This window comes from Streptomyces sp. NPDC046866 (genome assembly GCF_040704625.1).
Lineage (GTDB): Bacteria > Actinomycetota > Actinomycetes > Streptomycetales > Streptomycetaceae > Streptomyces.
Map to the genome: position 1 here is coordinate 1 of NZ_JBEYXN010000007.1, position 17,450 is coordinate 17,450.

Annotated in this window: 11 protein-coding genes; 6 read left to right on the forward strand and 5 right to left on the reverse strand. The window is 73.1% G+C overall.

Annotation, left to right across the window (positions count from 1 at the left end):
- The first annotated feature begins 360 nt into the window (after positions 1–360).
- Positions 361–1,926 (forward strand): M4 family metallopeptidase, encoded by a 1,566-nt coding sequence (locus AB0953_RS13005; protein WP_366859508.1) that lies wholly within the window; start codon positions 361–363, stop codon positions 1,924–1,926.
- A 176-nt stretch (positions 1,927–2,102) separates the two neighbouring features.
- On the forward strand, positions 2,103–2,861 hold the full coding sequence (locus tag AB0953_RS13010) for a hypothetical protein (protein WP_366859509.1): 759 nt from the start codon (positions 2,103–2,105) through the stop codon (positions 2,859–2,861).
- Here AB0953_RS13010 and AB0953_RS13015 read toward each other — a convergent pair.
- Positions 2,858–4,396 carry a hypothetical protein gene (locus tag AB0953_RS13015; RefSeq protein WP_366859510.1) on the reverse strand — a complete coding sequence of 513 codons (1,539 nt, stop codon included), beginning with the start codon at positions 4,394–4,396 and terminating at the stop codon, positions 2,858–2,860. The genes AB0953_RS13010 and AB0953_RS13015 overlap by 4 nt on opposite strands.
- Positions 4,397–4,525: 129 nt before the next feature.
- The gene (locus AB0953_RS13020) at positions 4,526–5,401 is read right to left on the reverse strand and encodes a hypothetical protein (RefSeq protein ID WP_366859511.1); all 876 of its coding nucleotides are present in this window, start codon (positions 5,399–5,401) and stop codon (positions 4,526–4,528) included.
- 285 nt (positions 5,402–5,686) lie between these two features.
- Between AB0953_RS13020 and AB0953_RS13025 the strand changes: the two genes are divergently transcribed.
- The gene (locus tag AB0953_RS13025) at positions 5,687–8,128 is read left to right on the forward strand and encodes a serine hydrolase (RefSeq protein ID WP_366859512.1); all 2,442 of its coding nucleotides are present in this window, start codon (positions 5,687–5,689) and stop codon (positions 8,126–8,128) included.
- A 12-nt stretch (positions 8,129–8,140) separates the two neighbouring features.
- On the opposite strand, the gene AB0953_RS13030 is transcribed toward AB0953_RS13025, so the two are convergent.
- Genes AB0953_RS13030 through AB0953_RS13040 form a run of 3 tightly spaced genes read right to left on the reverse strand, consistent with a single transcriptional unit; the run spans position 8,141 to position 12,648 of the window.
- On the reverse strand, positions 8,141–9,574 hold the full coding sequence (locus AB0953_RS13030) for an extracellular solute-binding protein (protein ID WP_366859513.1): 1,434 nt from the start codon (positions 9,572–9,574) through the stop codon (positions 8,141–8,143).
- Positions 9,571–12,300, reverse strand: coding sequence for a VWA domain-containing protein (locus AB0953_RS13035; protein ID WP_366859514.1), 2,730 nt, complete (start codon positions 12,298–12,300; stop codon positions 9,571–9,573). Before AB0953_RS13035 ends, AB0953_RS13030 begins: the two co-directional genes overlap by 4 nt.
- Before the next feature lie 3 nt (positions 12,301–12,303).
- On the reverse strand, positions 12,304–12,648 hold the full coding sequence (locus AB0953_RS13040; RefSeq protein ID WP_366859515.1) for a hypothetical protein: 345 nt from the start codon (positions 12,646–12,648) through the stop codon (positions 12,304–12,306).
- Positions 12,649–12,894: 246 nt separating this feature from the next.
- On the opposite strand from AB0953_RS13040, the gene AB0953_RS13045 reads away from it, so the two are divergent.
- The 3 genes from AB0953_RS13045 to AB0953_RS13055 all read left to right on the forward strand — a co-directional run bounded on the left by AB0953_RS13045 (position 12,895) and on the right by AB0953_RS13055 (position 17,442).
- On the forward strand, positions 12,895–13,932 hold the full coding sequence (locus AB0953_RS13045; RefSeq protein WP_366859516.1) for a PP2C family protein-serine/threonine phosphatase: 1,038 nt from the start codon (positions 12,895–12,897) through the stop codon (positions 13,930–13,932).
- Positions 13,933–14,138: 206 nt separating this feature from the next.
- Positions 14,139–15,989, forward strand: a complete 1,851-nt coding sequence (locus AB0953_RS13050; protein ID WP_366859517.1) for a glycoside hydrolase family 15 protein — start codon at positions 14,139–14,141, stop codon at positions 15,987–15,989.
- A gap of 91 nt (positions 15,990–16,080) precedes the next feature.
- Positions 16,081–17,442 (forward strand): MFS transporter, encoded by a 1,362-nt coding sequence (locus AB0953_RS13055; protein ID WP_366859747.1) that lies wholly within the window; start codon positions 16,081–16,083, stop codon positions 17,440–17,442.
- Positions 17,443–17,450 lie beyond the last annotated feature (8 nt).

A 17,450-nucleotide genomic window follows, 5' to 3' on the forward strand; every position in this document is an offset into this window, starting at 1 on the left:
ACCCTCAACCCTTACACCCCCCCCGCCCCCCGGCTCCCGCAGGACATCGCCCCCCCCGGGGATCGGGGTTCCCGGCGGCCGCCCCGGCAGTACGCCGGGCCGACCTCGCTGTGACGCGGCGCCGATGGGCGCGCGTGTTTGTCATGCACACGACATAACCGCTTCGACCCGCCCGCAGCGGCGGCGGACAACCCCCTTCCACAGCAAGCGGAATGCACCGTTTTCGTTCGTTGAGCGGACCATGTCCCCCGCTCAACGGACAACGGCAGGTCAAATCCTTGTTGCGTACCTGCCATTTCGCTCGACTTGCTGGCACGCTCTCAGCCAGTCCCCCACGGCTATCAAGGAGAGCGATCCCCCATGTCCTCATCCCCCACCCCCCGCGCGCTGCGTGCCGCTGCCATCGTCGCCTCGGCGGCCATGGTCGCCATCGCCTTCCAGAGCGGTTCCGCCAGCGCGTCGGCCGAGCGGGAGGCGGGTGCAACCGCCGTCGTGCTCTCGGACGGAGCGCGCGCCCAGGCGATCAGCGCGGCGCAGAACGCGGCGGCCGACACCGCGCGCGCCATCGGTCTGGCCGACGAGGAGCGCCTCGTCGCCCGTGACGTCATCAAGGACGCGGACGGTACGGTCCACACCCGCTACGAGCGCACCTACGCGGGTCTTCCCGTCCTCGGCGGTGATCTGATCGTGCATCAGAAGAAGGACGGCAGCCGCAAGACCACCAAGGCGGTCGAGGCCCGGATAGCCCCCGCCGGCGCCCGCTCCGCCCTGCGGGCCGCCCCCGCGGGTGCCCGCCAGGTCGTGTGGGCCGCCACCGGTCAGCCGGTCTTCGCCTACGAGGCGGTGGTCAACGGCACCCAGCCCGACGGCACCCCCAGCGAGCGGCACGTCATCACGGACGCGGCCACCGGCGCCGAGCTCTACTCGTACGAGGCCATCGACACCGGCACCGGCACCAGCGAGTACTCCGGCACCGTCACGCTCGGCACCGCCCCGAGCGGGTCGGCGTACAGCCTCACCGACACGGCGCGCGGCGGCCACAAGACCTACGACCTGAACGGCGCCACGTCCACCGCCACGGGCACCCTCTTCACCGACGCCGACGACACGTGGGGCGACGGCAGCCCGTCGAACCGTCAGACCGCAGCGGTCGACGCCCACTACGGCGCAGCGGTCACGTGGGACTTCTACAAGACCGAACTCGGCCGCAACGGCATCGCCGGGGACGGCAAGGCGGCCTACTCCCGCGTCCACTACGGCAACGCCTACGTCAACGCCTTCTGGTCCGACAGCTGCTTCTGCATGACCTACGGAGACGGCCAGAACAACCAGAAGCCGCTGACCTCGCTGGACGTCGCCGGCCACGAGATGAGCCACGGCCTGACCGCCGCCACGGCCAAGCTGAACTACAGCCGGGAGTCCGGCGGTCTCAACGAGGCCACCAGCGACATCCTCGGCACCTCGGTGGAGTTCTTCGCCAACAACGCCGCCGACCCCGGCGACTACCTGATCGGCGAGAAGATCGACATCCGCGGCAACGGCAGCCCGCTGCGCTACATGGACAAGCCGAGCAAGGACGGCGCCTCCGCCGACTACTGGTCCAAGACGGTGGGCCGGCTCGACGTCCACAACTCCTCGGGCGTCGCCAACCACTTCTTCTACCTGCTCTCCGAGGGCAGCGGGGCGAAGACGGTCAACGGGGTCTCCTACGACTCGCCCACCTACGACGGTTCGACCGTCACCGGCATCGGCCGGACCAAGGCGTACAAGATCTGGTACAAGGCGCTGTCGACCTACATGACGTCGACGACCGACTACGCCGGTGCCCGCGTGGCGACCCTGAAGGCCACGGCCGACCTGTACGGCTCGACGGGCGCCGAGTACCAGCAGGTGGCGGCCGCCTGGAAGGCCGTCAACGTCAACTGACGGCCCGAGCGGGGGGCGGCACCGCATTCCCCGCTCCCCCAGCCGTGACGGGGGACGGCCCGGCCGCCGGCCGGGCCGTCTCCCGCGGGTCCCGCAACCAGGCCCGCGTGTGCGGCGTGTGATCCGGCGAGGGCAGCTTCCCGCTGTCCTCGCCGCACTGCGCGTGGGGGGACCTGATGCAGGAACGGACCGAGACGCTGAGACGCCGGGTGGCGCGCGCGGTGTTCCGCCTCGCCATGGCTGCCCTGATCGCGCTGCTCGCCGTACGCACCTACGAGGAGACGGCCGTCGCCCTCGCGCGGGCGAACGGATCGCTGCGCACGGCTGAAGCGACCGTGACGGAGCTGACACCGCACACGCAGTCCGGGAGGAGCGGCGGAGGCCAGGACGGCGGCAGCGGAAGCCGGTTCGTCCACACCGAGTACACCGTCGGACTCCGTGTCGGTGACGGGCTGAAGACGGTGGACGGCGTACCGGGCGGGGCCGCACACGGTCTCCGCGAGGGCCAGCGGGTCGTGGCGGGCATGTGGCGGGGGCGGATCGTGGAGGTCGACGGGCGGCAGGTGTGGCCCGGTTGGGACCCCGCGTCGTGGGACCTCGCGCTGTTCGTGCTCTACCCGCTGCTCATGGGGTATCTGATCGCCCTCGCTGTGGCCGCCGCCGCACGGCTCGCCTCGGTCGGCGGCAGGGCGCGGTGGGAGCGGCAGGACCGGTCCGGGCCCTGCCTGCTCGGGTTCCTCGTCGCAGTGGCAGCCGTTCTCGTTCTCCTGGTCTGTGCGGCCTTCGGGAACGGCCCCGCGTTCTGGCCGCTCCTACCCGTCGGCGCCGGGACCGCGGCCGCACTGGCGCGGCTGTGGGTGGTGGTCCGGCAGGTCCGGTCGCGGCACCGGGCCTCGCTTGCCGGCGTCGGCCCGGACGCCCCCGAGGACGCTTAGCGGCTCTTGAGACGGCGGTTGACCTCTTCGTTGATGCGGCGGTTCAGCTCCGCCAACTGCTCGGGGCTCAGGGCGGTGAGGTCGCCGAGGTTCGGGTCGGCCGGGGGCCTGTCCTTCTGTTTCTGGTCCTCTCGGCGTTTGAGCTCCTGCTCCTCCGGCGAGCCGGGCGCCGCGTACGCGCAGCGGATCAGTGCGCCGTCGGCGGCCTTCAGGCAGGTCGCCTCGCGGCCCCCGACCTGGCCCTTGCCCTCCACCCGGTAGCGGATGTCCTGTTCGCTGCCGATCGTGGCGGTCCAGGTGCTGCCGCCGGTGGGGACCACCTCGAAGACCCTGTCGTCGTTGTAGCAGCAGACGTCCCGGTACTCGGCCTTGATCAGCGCGACGAGGGCCTGGGGCGAGGACCAGGTCGGATCGAGCCGGTGCACGGTCAGGGGCGCCAGCTGGCCGCCCTGGTGGCGCACCGGCACCGTCGACACGGCGACGACCGAGCTGGCTTCTCCTTGCGGCGTGAGGGGCGTGACGTACGCGCTGCGTCCGCTCGCGTCGCCGTAGTGCAGGGTGAACTCGGAGTCGTTCCCCTCGTTCGCGCCGTCCTCGGACGCGTCCCAGCCGCTGCGCTCGAACCACCAGTCGGCGAAGCTGCCGACGGCGGCGGTCGCCTCCCGCTGCCGGGCCGCGAGGCTCAGCGGATAGGAGGGGCCGGGGACCGAGGCCGTGTCGGTGGTGATGGTGACCTTGCCGGTCCGCCCGTCGTAGAGGGCGACTCCGGCGGGGCGTTCCGTCAGGACCAGGAGCCCGGTCTGGCGCTTGAGGGGGACGACCACGACGGGGGTGTCGCCCGAGCAGGTCACGTAGGCATCGCGGGCCTCGAAGCGGACCCAGCGTTTCCGGGAGGAGATCTTCCGGCCCAGGTTGTGGCTGAACCAGCCGCTGATGCGGGCGTCCGCCACGTCCACGTCGAACGCGCAGCGCTGCTGCGCGCGGCTGGTGCCGCCGAGCGGGACCTCCTGCACGAGGCCGACTTCGTACCCCGACAGCCAGCCGCTCCGCTCGACGAGGGTGGCGAACCTGTCCGAGTCGGGCAGGTACGTGATGTCGGAGATCTCACCCGTGACGTCGCCCAGGTGCGGGGCGGCCTGGGCCTTGCCGACGAGGTAGGGGGCGCGGGGCGCCAGCGCGGGCACGGGCTCGGTCACCACCTGCGTGTGGGCCATGTAGGCGCGGTCCTGCAGGTACGTGCCGTAGATCAGCCAGAAGACCGCGAGTCCGAGGCCGGCGATGACGCTCAGGCAGCCGAGGGCCTGCAGGACGCCGCTCGGCTCGGCGGCGGCCTCGCCGCTCCGTTTGCGAAGGAGCCACCGCCCCAGCGCCACGAGGGCGACGAACGCCGCCGCCAGCAGCGGCAGGGCCAGCCACGCGAAGAACTTCCGCAACTCCCAGACGAGGATCGTGGTGTAGTACGGGGCGTAGAGCGGCGCGCACGCCGCCAGGACCACGAAACCCGCCGTTATGCCGATGCGCAGACCCCGGCTCATCAACACTCTCCCCCCGCCGCCTGGTTGAGCTCAATTGTGTAGTGCCGGGCGGGCCGTGTCATGGCCGTGGGGAATGTGCCGCCCCGCCCTGCACGGGCGCGGGGCGGCGGGGCGGGAGCAGCCGGGGGGTCAGGGGCCGCCGGTGGCCTTGCGCAACTGGTACCGGTTTCCGGAGCCCGGGCGGCCGACGTACCGGTAGATCCGCGGCTGCCCTTCGGTGCCGCCGACTCTCCACGCCGTCCGGGAACACCCCGGTACGAGGACGCGGACCTCCTGGCTCCACACGTCCCGCCCGGGCTCGAACGACCAGGTGCCGGAGCCCGAGCACCGCCGCGAGGGGCCGCTGGGGTGGTCGTCGGGGACGTGCTCGCCCACCCCGGAGGCCGTGACCCGGCCGTCCGGGGTGAAGACCAGCGTTCCGCTGGTGTGGTCGATCCAGGTACCGGCCATGGTCGCGGGGCCGATCGCCGGCGGCTCGTAGGCGGGCAGCAGGCCGGCGGTGAGCCCGAGTGCGCCGAGGAGGCCCGTTGCGGCGACCAGCCCCGTGCCCCACAGGGCCACGTGCCGGACCGGTCGCGGGTGCCGGGAGCGGGCGACCAGGCCGCCCGCGGAGAGGGCGGCCGTCGCCACCGCCCAGAAGACCAGCACGGGACGCACCTCCACGCGGTTGTACGCCTCGAAGACCGCGATCGGCGGTGCCACCAGGACCGCCGTCACCAGCGGCACCCACCACCACGCCTCGCGCCCGCCGATCCGGCGGCCGAGCAGATCGGCCAAGGCCACCGCCGGCAGTACGAAGAGCGCGGACAACAGGAACGCGAGCACGGCGACGATCACCCCGAACGAGAGCAAACCGCCCAGCAGGGCGGCGTTGTCGGTCGGGGTGTCCGGCGGCGGCTGCGTCCGGACGTACAGGAGGACCACCACGACGGCGAGCGCGACCTCCAGGCAGCCCGTCAACGCCGAAACGAGCAGCATCCGGCCGTACGACCGCTTCTGATGCACGGCCAACCCCCCTCGTGGCACGGCGAACCGCTCGCTCCGCCCAGTCGGCGGAGTGGGCCCCATTGTGACAGCACGGCTGAACACGTTCAATAATTCTTCGCCCGCTCGGGCCGGGAGGAGTGGCGCCGGCACCCCTTTTGCGCCGTGCTGCGCGTCGAAAGGCCACGCGATCCAGCAGAGGGAACGTTTCGCGCGCTGCGCACATCTATGGGTGCGGCGGGGTTCCCCAGGGGCCTCGCCGCACCGTGTCTGGAGAGTTGTTGTGAGGGGCAAGGCGGGGCTGGGATGAAGGCGATATCGGTGGTGGCGGGCGGTTCTCCGGAGGACCCGGAGCGCGAGGGGACCACCAAGGACACGGAGGCGGACACGGACGGCGCGGACGGCGCCGACGGCGCGCCGGTCACCCGCAAGGCCGACGCACCGGGCGGTCAGCCCGAGGGCACGGAGGACGTCAAGCCCCAGCCCTCGCCCGCGGGTGCCGAGCCCGTGGACGGTGCGGACGCGCATGCCGACGCGGACGCCGACGGGGACGCGCCGGCGGACACGGAAGCCAAGGCGGATGAGGACGCTGAGGCGGAAGCGGAAGCGGAATCGGAAGCCAAGGCGGACACGAAAACAGACGCAGAAGCCAAGGCGGATGGGGTCGCGGAGGCGGACGCAGCAGCGGACGAGGCGGCCGAGGCCGAGGCGGACACGGAAGCAGACGCAGAAGCCGCGGCAGAGGGCGAGGCCGACGCGGACACGGAAGCGGACGCGGGAGCCGAAGCAGAGGCAGAGGCCGAGGCAGAGGCCGAGGAGGACGCGGAAGCCGGGGCGGGCGCCGGTGGCGAGGCCGGTGAGGGGGGCGACCACGCGGGCATCGGTGCCGGGGGCAAGGGCGATGCCCGGCCCGAGGCTTCGGCGCCGGGTGATGAGGCCGGGAGCGGGGCTGGGGGCGCCCGTGACGCCGTGGCCGACGAGGAGGACCCGGCCTCGGGCGGGCCCGCGCCCGAGGCGGATGCCGAGCCCGAGCGGGATGACGCGCCCGGTGGCGGGCCCGCGGCCGGGGAGGCGGAGTCCCCCGCCTCGGCGGCCGGCGCCGAGCGCCGGGGCGAGGACTCGCGCACCGTCACGTTGCGCGCGTCCGACCGCCCCGACCCCGCCGCCACGGACGCGGCCGGGGACGGCAGCACCGCGCGCCGCGCAGTGGCGGACGCGGAAGACCGGCCCTCGGTCCGGGCCGAGGGCGCCGACGCAGCCGACGCCGAGGCCGCCGGGACCGGGGCCGATACCCGGAGCGCCACCGACACCGACACCGACACCGCGGCCGAGGGCGGCCGCAGGGCGCCCGCCTGGGCTCGGGGCGCGGAGAGCGACTCCGAGCGGACCAGTCGGCTCGTCGCCCCGAAGCCGCTCGACGCGCCGGCACCCGCCCCCGCAACGCCCAAGGCGCCGCTGGATCTGCTGGCCGAGCTCACCAACACCCCTGCCCCGCCGGAGACGCCCCGCCGGACGGCGCTGCGGCGCGTCAAGGTGTGGACGCCGATCCTGCTGCTCCTCGCGGGGGCCTGCGCAGGCGCCCAGTTGCTGCGTCCGCTGCCCGGCCCCCGACTGGTCGCCGCGCAGACCCTGCACACGGTCGACGGGCAGTTCTCCATCCCCTGGCCCGCCCAGGGCCAGGGGGCCGTGCGCGTCCCCGGCTCCGGCGACGTCGGCACGTTCGGTGAGCAGAAGCCCGTCCCGACGGCCAGCATGGCCAAGGTGATGACGGCGTACGTGATCCTCAAGGGCCACCCGCTGCGCACCAACGAACCCGGTCCCGACATCACGGTCGACGCCAAGGCCGTGGCCGAGGGCAATGCCGAGAACGAGTCCCGGATCAAGGGGCTCACGGCCGGTGCGAAGTTCAGCCAGCAGGACATGCTCAAGATGCTGATGATCCCGTCGGGCAACAACGCCGGCAGGCTGCTGGCCCGCTGGGACACCGGCAGCGACTCCGAGGCCGCGTTCGTGGGGAAGATGAACGCCGCTGCCAGGGACCTCGGGATGAAGGACACCACGTACACGGACCCCAGCGGCCTGGACGCCGGCACGGTCAGCACCGCCACCGACCAGCTGAAGCTGGCCGAGGCGGTGATGAAGGACGAGGTCTTCCGCACGATCGTCGCCATGCCCAGCGCACCGATCAAGGGGCTGCCCCAGCCCCTCATCAACAACAACGAGCTGCTCAGCGTGCAGGGCCTCAGCGTCCGCGGCATCAAGACGGGATCCAGCACGCCGGCCGGCGGTGCGCTGCTGTGGGCGGCGTACAAGTCGGTCGGCGACGAGACGCCGCTGATCCTCGGGACGGTGATGGAGCAGCGCGTGGACGGTCCGGACCCGAACGCGACCAAGGGTCTGGCCCTGGCCCACGTGAACAGCAGGAAGATCATCGAAGCGGTGCGGACGGCCTTGGCCTCCACTCCGGTCGTCCGCAAGGGCGACACGGTCGGGCACGTGGACGACGGCCTGGGCGGCCGCACGCCGCTCGTGGCCACCAGGGACCTGACCGTGATCGGCGTTCCGGGCCAGCAGTTCAAGCTCACCCTCGCCGCCGGCACCTCGCCGCTGCCGCACGGGGCGAAGGCCGGCACGGAGGTCGCCACCCTGACGGCCGGTGAGGGCGAGGGGGCCAAGAGCGTGCCGGTGGCCGTCGGGAAGGCCTTGGCCGAGCCCTCCGTCGGCGCGCGGCTGCTCCGTCTGGGGTGAGCGGTCCGGGGGTCAGCGTCGTGGGAGGGCGCTGCGCAGCCTGGTGTCGAGGTCCTTGGCGAGCTGGGCGTCGGAGGGCGGGTCGTCGCCCTGGAGCCGGGCCAGTTCGGCGGCGAAGGTCCGGGTGAAGGCGCCGTACAGGGGGGTGCGGGGCCGCTGGACGGCGTTTTCCAGGGCGGGCAGCAGGGTCCCGCGAGCGTAGCCGGGGCGGCCGTGGGCGTCCCGCGGCATGCGGTCGGTGCGCTCGCTCGGCGGGGCCGCGGTGGCCTGGCCCGCCGGCTTCGCCGCCGTGCAGGTCAGCTTGTCGTCCTCGTACGCGGAGAACCGGGTGGCGGCGAAGCCCGCGTCGAGCAGGCAGCGTTCGCTCTCCCGGCCGGTCAGGAACTCGATGAGCTGCCGGGCTGCGGTCGTCCGCTGCGACCCCCGGGCCACCGCCAGGTTCTGGCCGCCCAGGACCGCTCTGCCGGGCAGCGGGGCCACGCCGAGCTCCTGCTCGGACAGGGACTGGTGGAGGGTGCGGTAGGCGTACGGCCAGTGGCGCAGGAAGGCGGTGCGGCCGGCCGCGAAGTCGGTGAGGGTGTCCGCCTCGTCGGAGTGGACGGCGTCGGGCAGGGTGTAGGCGGCCTGGGTGCGGCTGCGCAGCTCGTCCAGCCCGGCCTTCAGGCCGTCCACGGAACCGGCGTAGCGGCCGTCCTCGTCGGTGAGGGCGAAGTCGTCGGTGGCGGAGGCGAAGGCCTCGACGCCGTTCACGGTGAGGCCTTCGTAGGAGGCGTCGAGCTGCGCCGTCCAGCCCTTCCGGTAGGCCTCGGGCGGCCTCCTGCCGGCGCCCGCGCCGTCGAGGGCGCCGATCAGCTGCTGGACCGCGGGCCAGCGGGTGCCCTTGCGGAGGTCGGGGTCGGTGATGCCCGCGCCCTTCAGGTAGTCGCGGCGGTAGAAGAGCAGCCCGACGTCGCTGTTGAAGGGAACGGCGTACACCTTGTCCTTCCAGCGGGCGGTGGCGGCGACGGACTTGACCACGTCGGCGTCGACCAGCCCGTCGGGGAGCGGTTGGACGAGGTCCGCGGCGGCGAACTCCGGCACCCAGGTCACGTCGAGGTTGACCACGTCGTACTCGGCGCTGCCGGACTGCAGCGCGCCGAGCAGCTGGCTGCGCTGCTGGTCCGCCGAGCCGGGCAGCTCGACGAGGCGGGCGCGGTAGCCGGAGCCCTTGCGCTCCTGCTCCGCGTTCCAGGCGTCGATCAGCTGCTGGCGGATGCCTCCCTTGCCGGTCACGTCCCGGCCGCTGGCCAGCACGATCTCGCCCGGGGTGTCGGCCGCGGCAGCGGCCTGGCCGCCGGCCGGGTCGTCCCCGCCGTCGCATCCGGCGGTGGGCAGCAGGGCGAGGAGCACCAGAGCGGTGGTCGCGCCGCGCCTGAGCGGGCCGTGCCTGAGCGGGCCGTGCCTCATCCTTCGCCCCCCGTTCCGGTCCTGGCGACCTCGTCCCGCAGGCGGGCGACCAGATCGCCCTTGGTGTCCAGGCAGCGGCCGCCGCTCGCCTCCGAGACCGCCGCGTCCGGTTTGCCCTTGTCGCAGCCGCCGCTGTCCAGGGAGGCCATGACCACCGGGATCTTCTTCTGCCGTACGAGGGCGAGCAGGGTGCCCAGGCGGCCGCCCTCGGTCAGGCGGTTGTTGTCCTCGTCGTCGGTGATGTAGACGATCAGCTGCGGGTGGTGGTCGTCGGTGCCGCGCCGCGCCATGTCGTCCAGGGCTGCGACCAGTGCCTGGTACGGGTCCGCCTCCAGGTCCTTGACCTTGGCGGCGGTGTCGATCGTGCGGCGCGCCTGCTCGCGCTCGTGCGTGCCGAACGACAGCACCTCGCTGTACGCCCGGCCGCCGCCCGGCTCGGCCGCCACGCCCCAGACGCCGTACTCGTCGCGCTCGCCGAGGCCGGCGAGGGACTGCCCGATGATGCCGGGCGCACCGCCGGGCCCCTCCCACAGGGCTCCCATGGATCCGGACGAGTCCAGCAGGAAGAGCACCCGTCCGGGCCCGTTGGCCTCGCGGTAGTCCTTCAGCGCCTTGGTCATCGCCGAGGGCAGGACGGTGGCGGTGAGCGGTCCGGGGTTGTCCAGGGCGCCGAAGCCGCTGAAGGCGATGCCGGGGTCCAGGGGCCGGTGGGGGCCCGACGCGCTGCGGAAGCCGTCACTGCCGAAGACGGCGAGTCCGCCCCGGGCCGCCGCCGCGGACGCCTGGTCGCCCTTCTTCCCGCCCGCGTTCCCGCCCGCGTTCTTTCCGGCCGCCGCCTTGCCGGTCAGCCAGTCGTGGAAGCGCTCCACGGCATCGCTGCGCGCCTCCTGGTCCCGGCCCGCTCCCCGCCAGCGCACCCGTACGAACGTCGGGCTCAGACCGGGGACGTCGGCGGGGTACGCGGCCAGGCGCCGGACCCGGGTCACGCTGTCGCAGCCGGTTCCGGTGTGGAGCAGGAACTCCGGCAGCAGGGCGGCGGTCCGCCCGTCGGCGTCGCCGGCGGGCAAGGTGCACAGCAGGTCGGCACCCGTACGGGAAGGGGGTCCGCTCTGGGCGACGCTGTGTTCGGCGGCGGCCGGGTCCGGCTGTGCCGTGCCGTACAGGCCGACGGTGGCGAGCAGGCCGGCGTCGGTGTGTTCCGGGTCCGTACGCCGTATGTCGGCGCGGTACCTCAGGGCGGCGGTCAGGGCCGCGAGGCTTCCGACCCGCTCCGAGACCGCCTCGGCCGCCAGGTCCTGCGGAACAGCGAGCACGAGCGGCGAGTACGCGAAGGGCTCCGGGTCGGGCCCCAGCTCGACGTACGTCCGCTCGGTGGTGGCGGAGCGGGCCCGGTCCACGTCCGCGGACACCGCCGGGATCCACACGTCCGGCTGGGGGCCGATGTCGCGCTGCGGATTGTCGGCGTCGCCCGACGGTCGCTGCCAGGGGTCGGACTGCCGGTTGAACGCGGCGACCGCGGCGGCTGATCCGGCGCTGTAGACGGTGATGCCGCTGCGCCGGCACGCGCCGCCGTCGGTCAGGTTCTCCGGCGAGGTCAGGTACGCCTCCGCCGCCCTGCGGACGGTCGGTTCGAGGTCGGGGTCGGTGAGCAGCCGGATTTCGAGGGGCGGCCTGCACGCCGCCCCGTTCCCGCCGTCGATGACGGCGAGGGTGGCGATGACGAGGCCGGCGATCGCCACGGGCACGCCGACGACGGCCGCCATCCGCCGCCCGGTGAGACCGCCGGGGCCGCCGGGGCCTCCGAGCAGGCCGGGGCCGCCGAGGCGGCCGAGCCCGATGAGCCGGCCCAGGCGGCCGGGGCGGGGCCCGGGAAGCCGGCTCTCGTCCGGTTGCGGGCCGCCGCCCGCTGTCCCCGGGTCGCCGGAGGGGTCCGGCGCGGGCGCGTCCGGCTGACGCGGGGAGGGGGCGGCGAGCAGGACGTCGGCGCCCGGGGCCGAGCGGCTCTGCGGCTCCCACGGCTCGGGGGGCTCGCGCAGCGTCGTGTGGTGCGCGGACATGTGGGCTCCGAGCCGGTCGGCGAGCTCGCCGAAGCCGACCTCGCCGCCCTGCCCGTGCAGGCCTTCGCGCAGGAAGCGGACGAGCTGCCCGGTGAAGGGCGTGGGCGTGTCGTCGTCACCGGCGTCGATGCGGTTGTTGGCCTGCACGCTCATCAGCAGACAGGTCCGCTGCCGCTGCGCGGTGGGGAGCGCGTCCCACCCGGCCGAGGCGTTTCCCGCGTAGCAGCAGTCGAGGATGACGACCACCCGCTCCGCCCTGCTGCGGGAGAGCACGGTGAGGACGCTCTTCCAGGGCACCGCGCCGAGGAACACGGACTCGGCGCCCGGGACGATGGTCGCCCGCCGCATCAGCAGCCAGAGTTCGTCACCGGTGCTGGGCACCGCTCCGTGGCCGGAGAAGTAGAGCAGGAGCAGTCCTTCGGCCGCCTCGACCGCGGCGCCCAGCCGGCGGTCGAACTCGTCCACGGTGCGCGGACGGGCGACGACGACGTCTTCCTCGGTGAACAACCCGCCCTCGACGAGCGAGCTCTCCAGCTCCGCCAGGTTGTGCTCCACCGCCTTGAGGTCGCCCGGCACCCCGGTGGAGTGCTCCGGCTGTTTGAAGGCGTATTCGGGTACGCCGACGAGCAGCGCGCGGTTCACCTTCCCCCGGGGGTCGAAGCGCGCCACCGGCTATCTCCCGTCGCCGTCGCGCGTGACCTCGGCCTCCGGGGGCTCGCCCCGTTCCACGGAACGGCGGTTCTCCTGCCATGCGCGCACGCCGCTCTTCACCTGCTCGTACACCTCGTCGAACAGTTTCGGTGCGACTGCTCCGATCAGCACCAGCACGATCTCCAGCCCGGCGCCCATCGGGCTGCCGGGCCCGTCCGCCGTCCCGGCCCGCTCCCTGATCTCCAGGCCGCCCGCGTCCCTGAGCGCTTCGAGCTTGTGCTCCCGCTCCAGCCACGCCTTGAGCGCCCCGATGTCGCTCTCGCTCGCGCCCTGCTTCAGGCGCACGCGGACAGCGGTGCTCGCCATAGCCTCCCCCTTAGCCACAACGTCCCATGATGGCACGCGAGTTGACCACCGGGGGAGCCCTTGGCGGCGAATGTGACCGGCCGGGTGGCGCGCGGAACGATTATCGTGCGTTCGTTCGATCGGGCCGGGTCGATGGCGGCATTCAGATCCTTCAGAGCGCTATGCCCTGATTACGTGGATATTCTGTGGAGTGTGATCGAGTCTGGACGACCGCGGTTCCGTCGGCGCCCCGGCCCGGGAAGGCTCGTGCGGCTGTCGCCGGTCATCCTGACCATCGTCATCGCCAGCCTGGCGTACTCCACTCCGCCGGAAATGGCCTTCAGCCGGCTCCTGCCTGCGGCGCCGGCCCTGGCAGCCGCCATGTGGCCGGTCCTTCCCACCGTCCTGCTCGGCACGGTCTGCCTCTTCCTGATGATCGGCCTCAGCCTCGTCTTCCCGGATCTGGGAACGTGGTGGACGGCCGCCGGGATCGTCGCGGTCACCGTGGCCGCCGCGTACGGGAGCCACCTCCGGCTCCAGCGGGAGCGCACCCTCTTCCAGGTACGGCTCGTCGCCGACGCCGCGCAGCAGGTGGTGCTGAGCCCCCTGCCGCACCGCCTGGGGAACGTCGAGATCGAGTCGCTGTACCTCGCGGCCGCGGCGGAGGCCCGCATCGGCGGGGACTTCTACGAGGTGGTCGATACGCCGTACGGGGTACGGCTGCTCATCGGCGACGTGCGGGGCAAGGGCCTGCCGGCCGTCGGGGCGGCCGCGGCGATCGTCAACGCCTTCCGGGAGGCCGCCTACGGCGAGGCCGACCTGGTCGACGTCGCGCGCAGGCTGGACGCCAGCAGCAGCCGGTACAACGCCGCCTTTCCCCCCGACGGGCCGATGGAGCGCTTCGCCACCGCCCTGCTCGCGGAGATCCCCCACGACGGCAGGCGGATCGACATCCTCAACTGCGGCCACCCACCGCCGCTGCTCCTGAACCGCGGGCGACTCCACGTCCTCGAGCCCGCCACCCCCGCGCCGCTGCTCAGCCTCGCGGAGCTGATCGGCGATCACTACACCGTAGAGACCTTCCCCTTCGGCCCCGGGGACCTGCTGCTCCTCTACACCGACGGGATCGCCGAGGCCCGCGCCCGCAACGGCGAGTTCTTCCCGCTGGCGGCCTGGATGCGCCGGCAGCCCCCGACGCCGCCCCGTGAACTGCTCACGGCCCTCCACCGGGACCTGCTGCGCTACAGCAGGGGCCGCCTCGACGACGACGTCGCCGCCCTCGCCGTACGGCTGCGCGAACCCTGACCCCGCTCCACCAGGACGGAGCGGCAGGTCCCCGGCGGCCCTGCCGTGGGGCCCCTGCCGTTCCGGGATGCGGTGCCCCGGCGACCGAGGTGAACATGGAGGAGCCGCTGTTCACCCGAAGACAGCGTGCAGGGTCGAGGTGCCCGGCGACGCCCGCGCCTTCGCAGCGGTCTCGCCTTCGCAGCGGTCTCCTGGCAGGAGGGTCCATGAACGACTACCCCCTGATCGCGGATCACGGCCTGGTGGGCGACTTGCAGACGGCGGCGCTGGTCACCTCCGACGGGACGGTGGACTGGTGGTGCACGCCGCGGTTCGACTCGCCGAGCCTGTTCGCGTCGCTCCTCGACAGCGACCGGGGCGGCCGCTGCCGCCTCGCCGCCGACCCCGGCGGGCACCAGGCCACGGTGCGCCAGCTGTACCTGCCGGACACGCCGATCCTCGTCACCCGGGTGATGGCCCCGGAGGGCGTCGGCGAGGTCATCGACTTCATGGAGCCCATCTCCTCGCCCGCTCCCGCCGCCCGGCACCGGCTGGTCCGGGTCGCCCGGGTCGTCCGCGGGGCCCTGCCGTTCGAGTTGCTGTGCCGGCCGCGCTTCGACTACGGCCGGGCCCCGCACACGCTCGACCCCCTCGACGACGGCAGCTTCGTCTTCCACGGCCCCGACACCGACCTGCACGTCCAGGCGACTCCCCCGGTCGTGCTCCTTGCCGACGGCTCGGACGTCACCGCACGCTTCACGCTGCGCGCCGGCGAGAGCGCGGCGGTGGTCCTCACCAGCGAAACGGGGGAGCCGGGCGCGCGCAGCGGACTTCCGGGCGGGCTGCCGCCGACCGTCGTGGGGGTGACGGCGGCCTTCGACGCCTGCCGTGACTTCTGGCTCCACTGGCTGCGGTCCTGCCGCTACAAGGGCCGCTGGCACGAGATGGTCGTCCGCTCAGCGATCACCCTCAAACTGCTCACCTACGCCCCGACGGGTGCGCCCATCGCCGCGGCCACCATGGGCCTGCCCGAGCAGATCGGCGGCGAGCGGAACTGGGACTACCGCTACACCTGGGTGCGCGACGCCTCGCTGTCGGTTCGCGCCCTGATCGACCTGGGCTTCACCACCGAGGCGAACGCGTTCCGCCGGTGGATGCGCGAGCGGCTGGAGGCCGGCGGCACCGCCTCCGGGGAGCCGCTGCAGATCATGTACCGGGTGGACGGCGAGCCGCACCTGACCGAGGAAGTGCTCGAACACCTGGAGGGCTACCAGCGCTCCGCCCCCGTCCGGGCCGGCAACGCGGCGGCCGACCAGATCCAGCTCGACATCTACGGTGAGGCCGCGTACGCGATGGCCCAGAGCGACGACATGGGCGGCATCCGGGGGTGGCGGGTCTTCGCCGGCCTCATCGACTGGCTGTGCGACCACTGGGACCGCCCGGACGAGGGCATCTGGGAGACCCGCGGCGGCCGCCAGAACTTCACCTACAGCCGGCTGATGACGTGGGTCGCCTTCGACCGGGCGATCCGCCTGGCCACCGCCCATGCCCGGCCCAGCGACCTCCCCCGGTGGCTCGAGGCCCGCGACGCCGTCTTCCGGCAGATCACCGAGCGCGGCTGGAGCGAGGAGCGCGGCGCCTTCGTCCAGCACTACGACACCGACGTCCTCGACGCCTCACTGCTGCTGATGCCCCGCGTCGGGTTCCTGTCCCCCACCGACCCGGACTGGCTCAGCACCCTGGACGCCATGACCGGCGAGCTCGTCAGCGACAGCCTGGTCTACCGCTACGACCCGGCGGCCTCGCCCGACGGACTGCGCGGCTCCGAGGGCACCTTCAGCCTGTGCAGCTTCCTGTACGTGGAGGCCCTCGCCCGCTCCGGCCGCGTGCACCAGGCGCGCTACGCGTTCGACAAGATGCTCACCTACGCCAACCACGTCGGCCTGTTCGCCGAGGAGATCGGCCCGTCCGGGGAGCAGCTCGGCAATTTTCCGCAGGCCTTCACCCATCTCGCGCTCGTCGCCGCGGCCCTCGCACTCGACGAGGAACTGGACCGCGCCGAGCGTTCGGGTGCCTGATCCGCCGCCCGGGAAGGGAGACCCTCCGGTGACCGAAGACCCCGCCGTCAACCGACCCCCCGGACCCGCCCGGTCGAAGGCCGGCTCGCGCATGCTGGCACCGCTCGCGCTGGCGCAGTTCATCTGCAGCTTCGCCGGGTCGAACATGAACGTGATGATCAACGACATCAGTCGGGACCTGGACACCACCGTGCAGGGGGTGCAGGTCGCCATCACCGTGTTCCTGCTGGTCATGGCCGCCCTCATGATCCCCGGAGGCAAGGCGACGGACCGGTTCGGCCGCAAGCGCTGCTTCCTCACGGGCCTGGCCGTCTACGGCCTCGGCGCGCTCCTCAGCGCCGCCGCGCCCGGCCTGGGCGTGTTGATCCTCGGCAACTCCATCCTCGAGGGCGTCGGAACGGCCCTGCTCATCCCGCCGGTCTACATCCTCACCACGCTGCTGTTCACCGACCTGACCTCGCGGGCGCGCGCGTTCGGCGTCATCATGGCCGCCGGCGGCGTGGGAGCGGCCGCGGGCCCGCTGATCGGCGGGCTGATCACCTCCGCGATCAGCTGGCGCGCCGCATTCGTCTTCCAGGCCCTGGTGATCGCGCTGATCATCGCTCTGAGCCGGTCGATCACCGATCCCCTGCCGCCCGAGCCGGACCGGCACTTCGACGTCGGCGGCGCCGTCCTGTCCGCCGGCGGACTCGTCCTGATCGTCATGGGCATCCTGGCCGCCGACAACAACCCGTGGCTCATGCTCGGCCTGCTCGCCGCCGGCTTCCTCGTCCTGGCCTGGTTCGTGTACTGGATCCGCCGGGAGGAACGGGCCGGAACGGAACCGCTGCTGTCCACCGGCCTCTTCCGCAACCGCACCTCGAACCTCGGCCTCGTCACCCAGAACGCGCAGTGGCTGCTGCTCATGGGCACGTCGTTCACCGTCGCCACCTACCTGCAGGTCGTACGCGGCTACGACGCCATCGAGACGGGCGTGATCTTCACCGCGGCCACCTTCGGGCTGCTCGTGTCCTCCCTCGCCGCAGAACGCCTCGCCGAACGCCTCCCCCAGCGCACCCTGATCATCGCGGGGTTCGCCCTGGCCGTCGTCGGCGTCGGCGCCCTGATCAGCCTGGTCGCCGGCTCCCCGAGCCCCTGGGCGTTCGCTCCCGGCCTGCTGCTGATCGGCCTGGGCCTGGGCGTGATGCTGACGCCGTCCGTGAACGTGGTCCAGTCCGCCTTTCCCGAGGACCAGCAGGGAGAGATCTCCGGCCTGTCCCGCAGCGTCTCCAACCTCGGTTCCTCCTTCGGCACGGCCATCGCCGGCACCATCCTCGTCGCGAACCTCACCCGGCACGCCTACGCCGCCGCCATGGCCGTCCTCGCCCTCACCGCCCTCATCGGCCTGGCCACCGCCACGCGACTGCCCCGTACCACCCCGCCCGCGCACGCCCCGCCGCCACGGCAGACGTGACGGCCGCT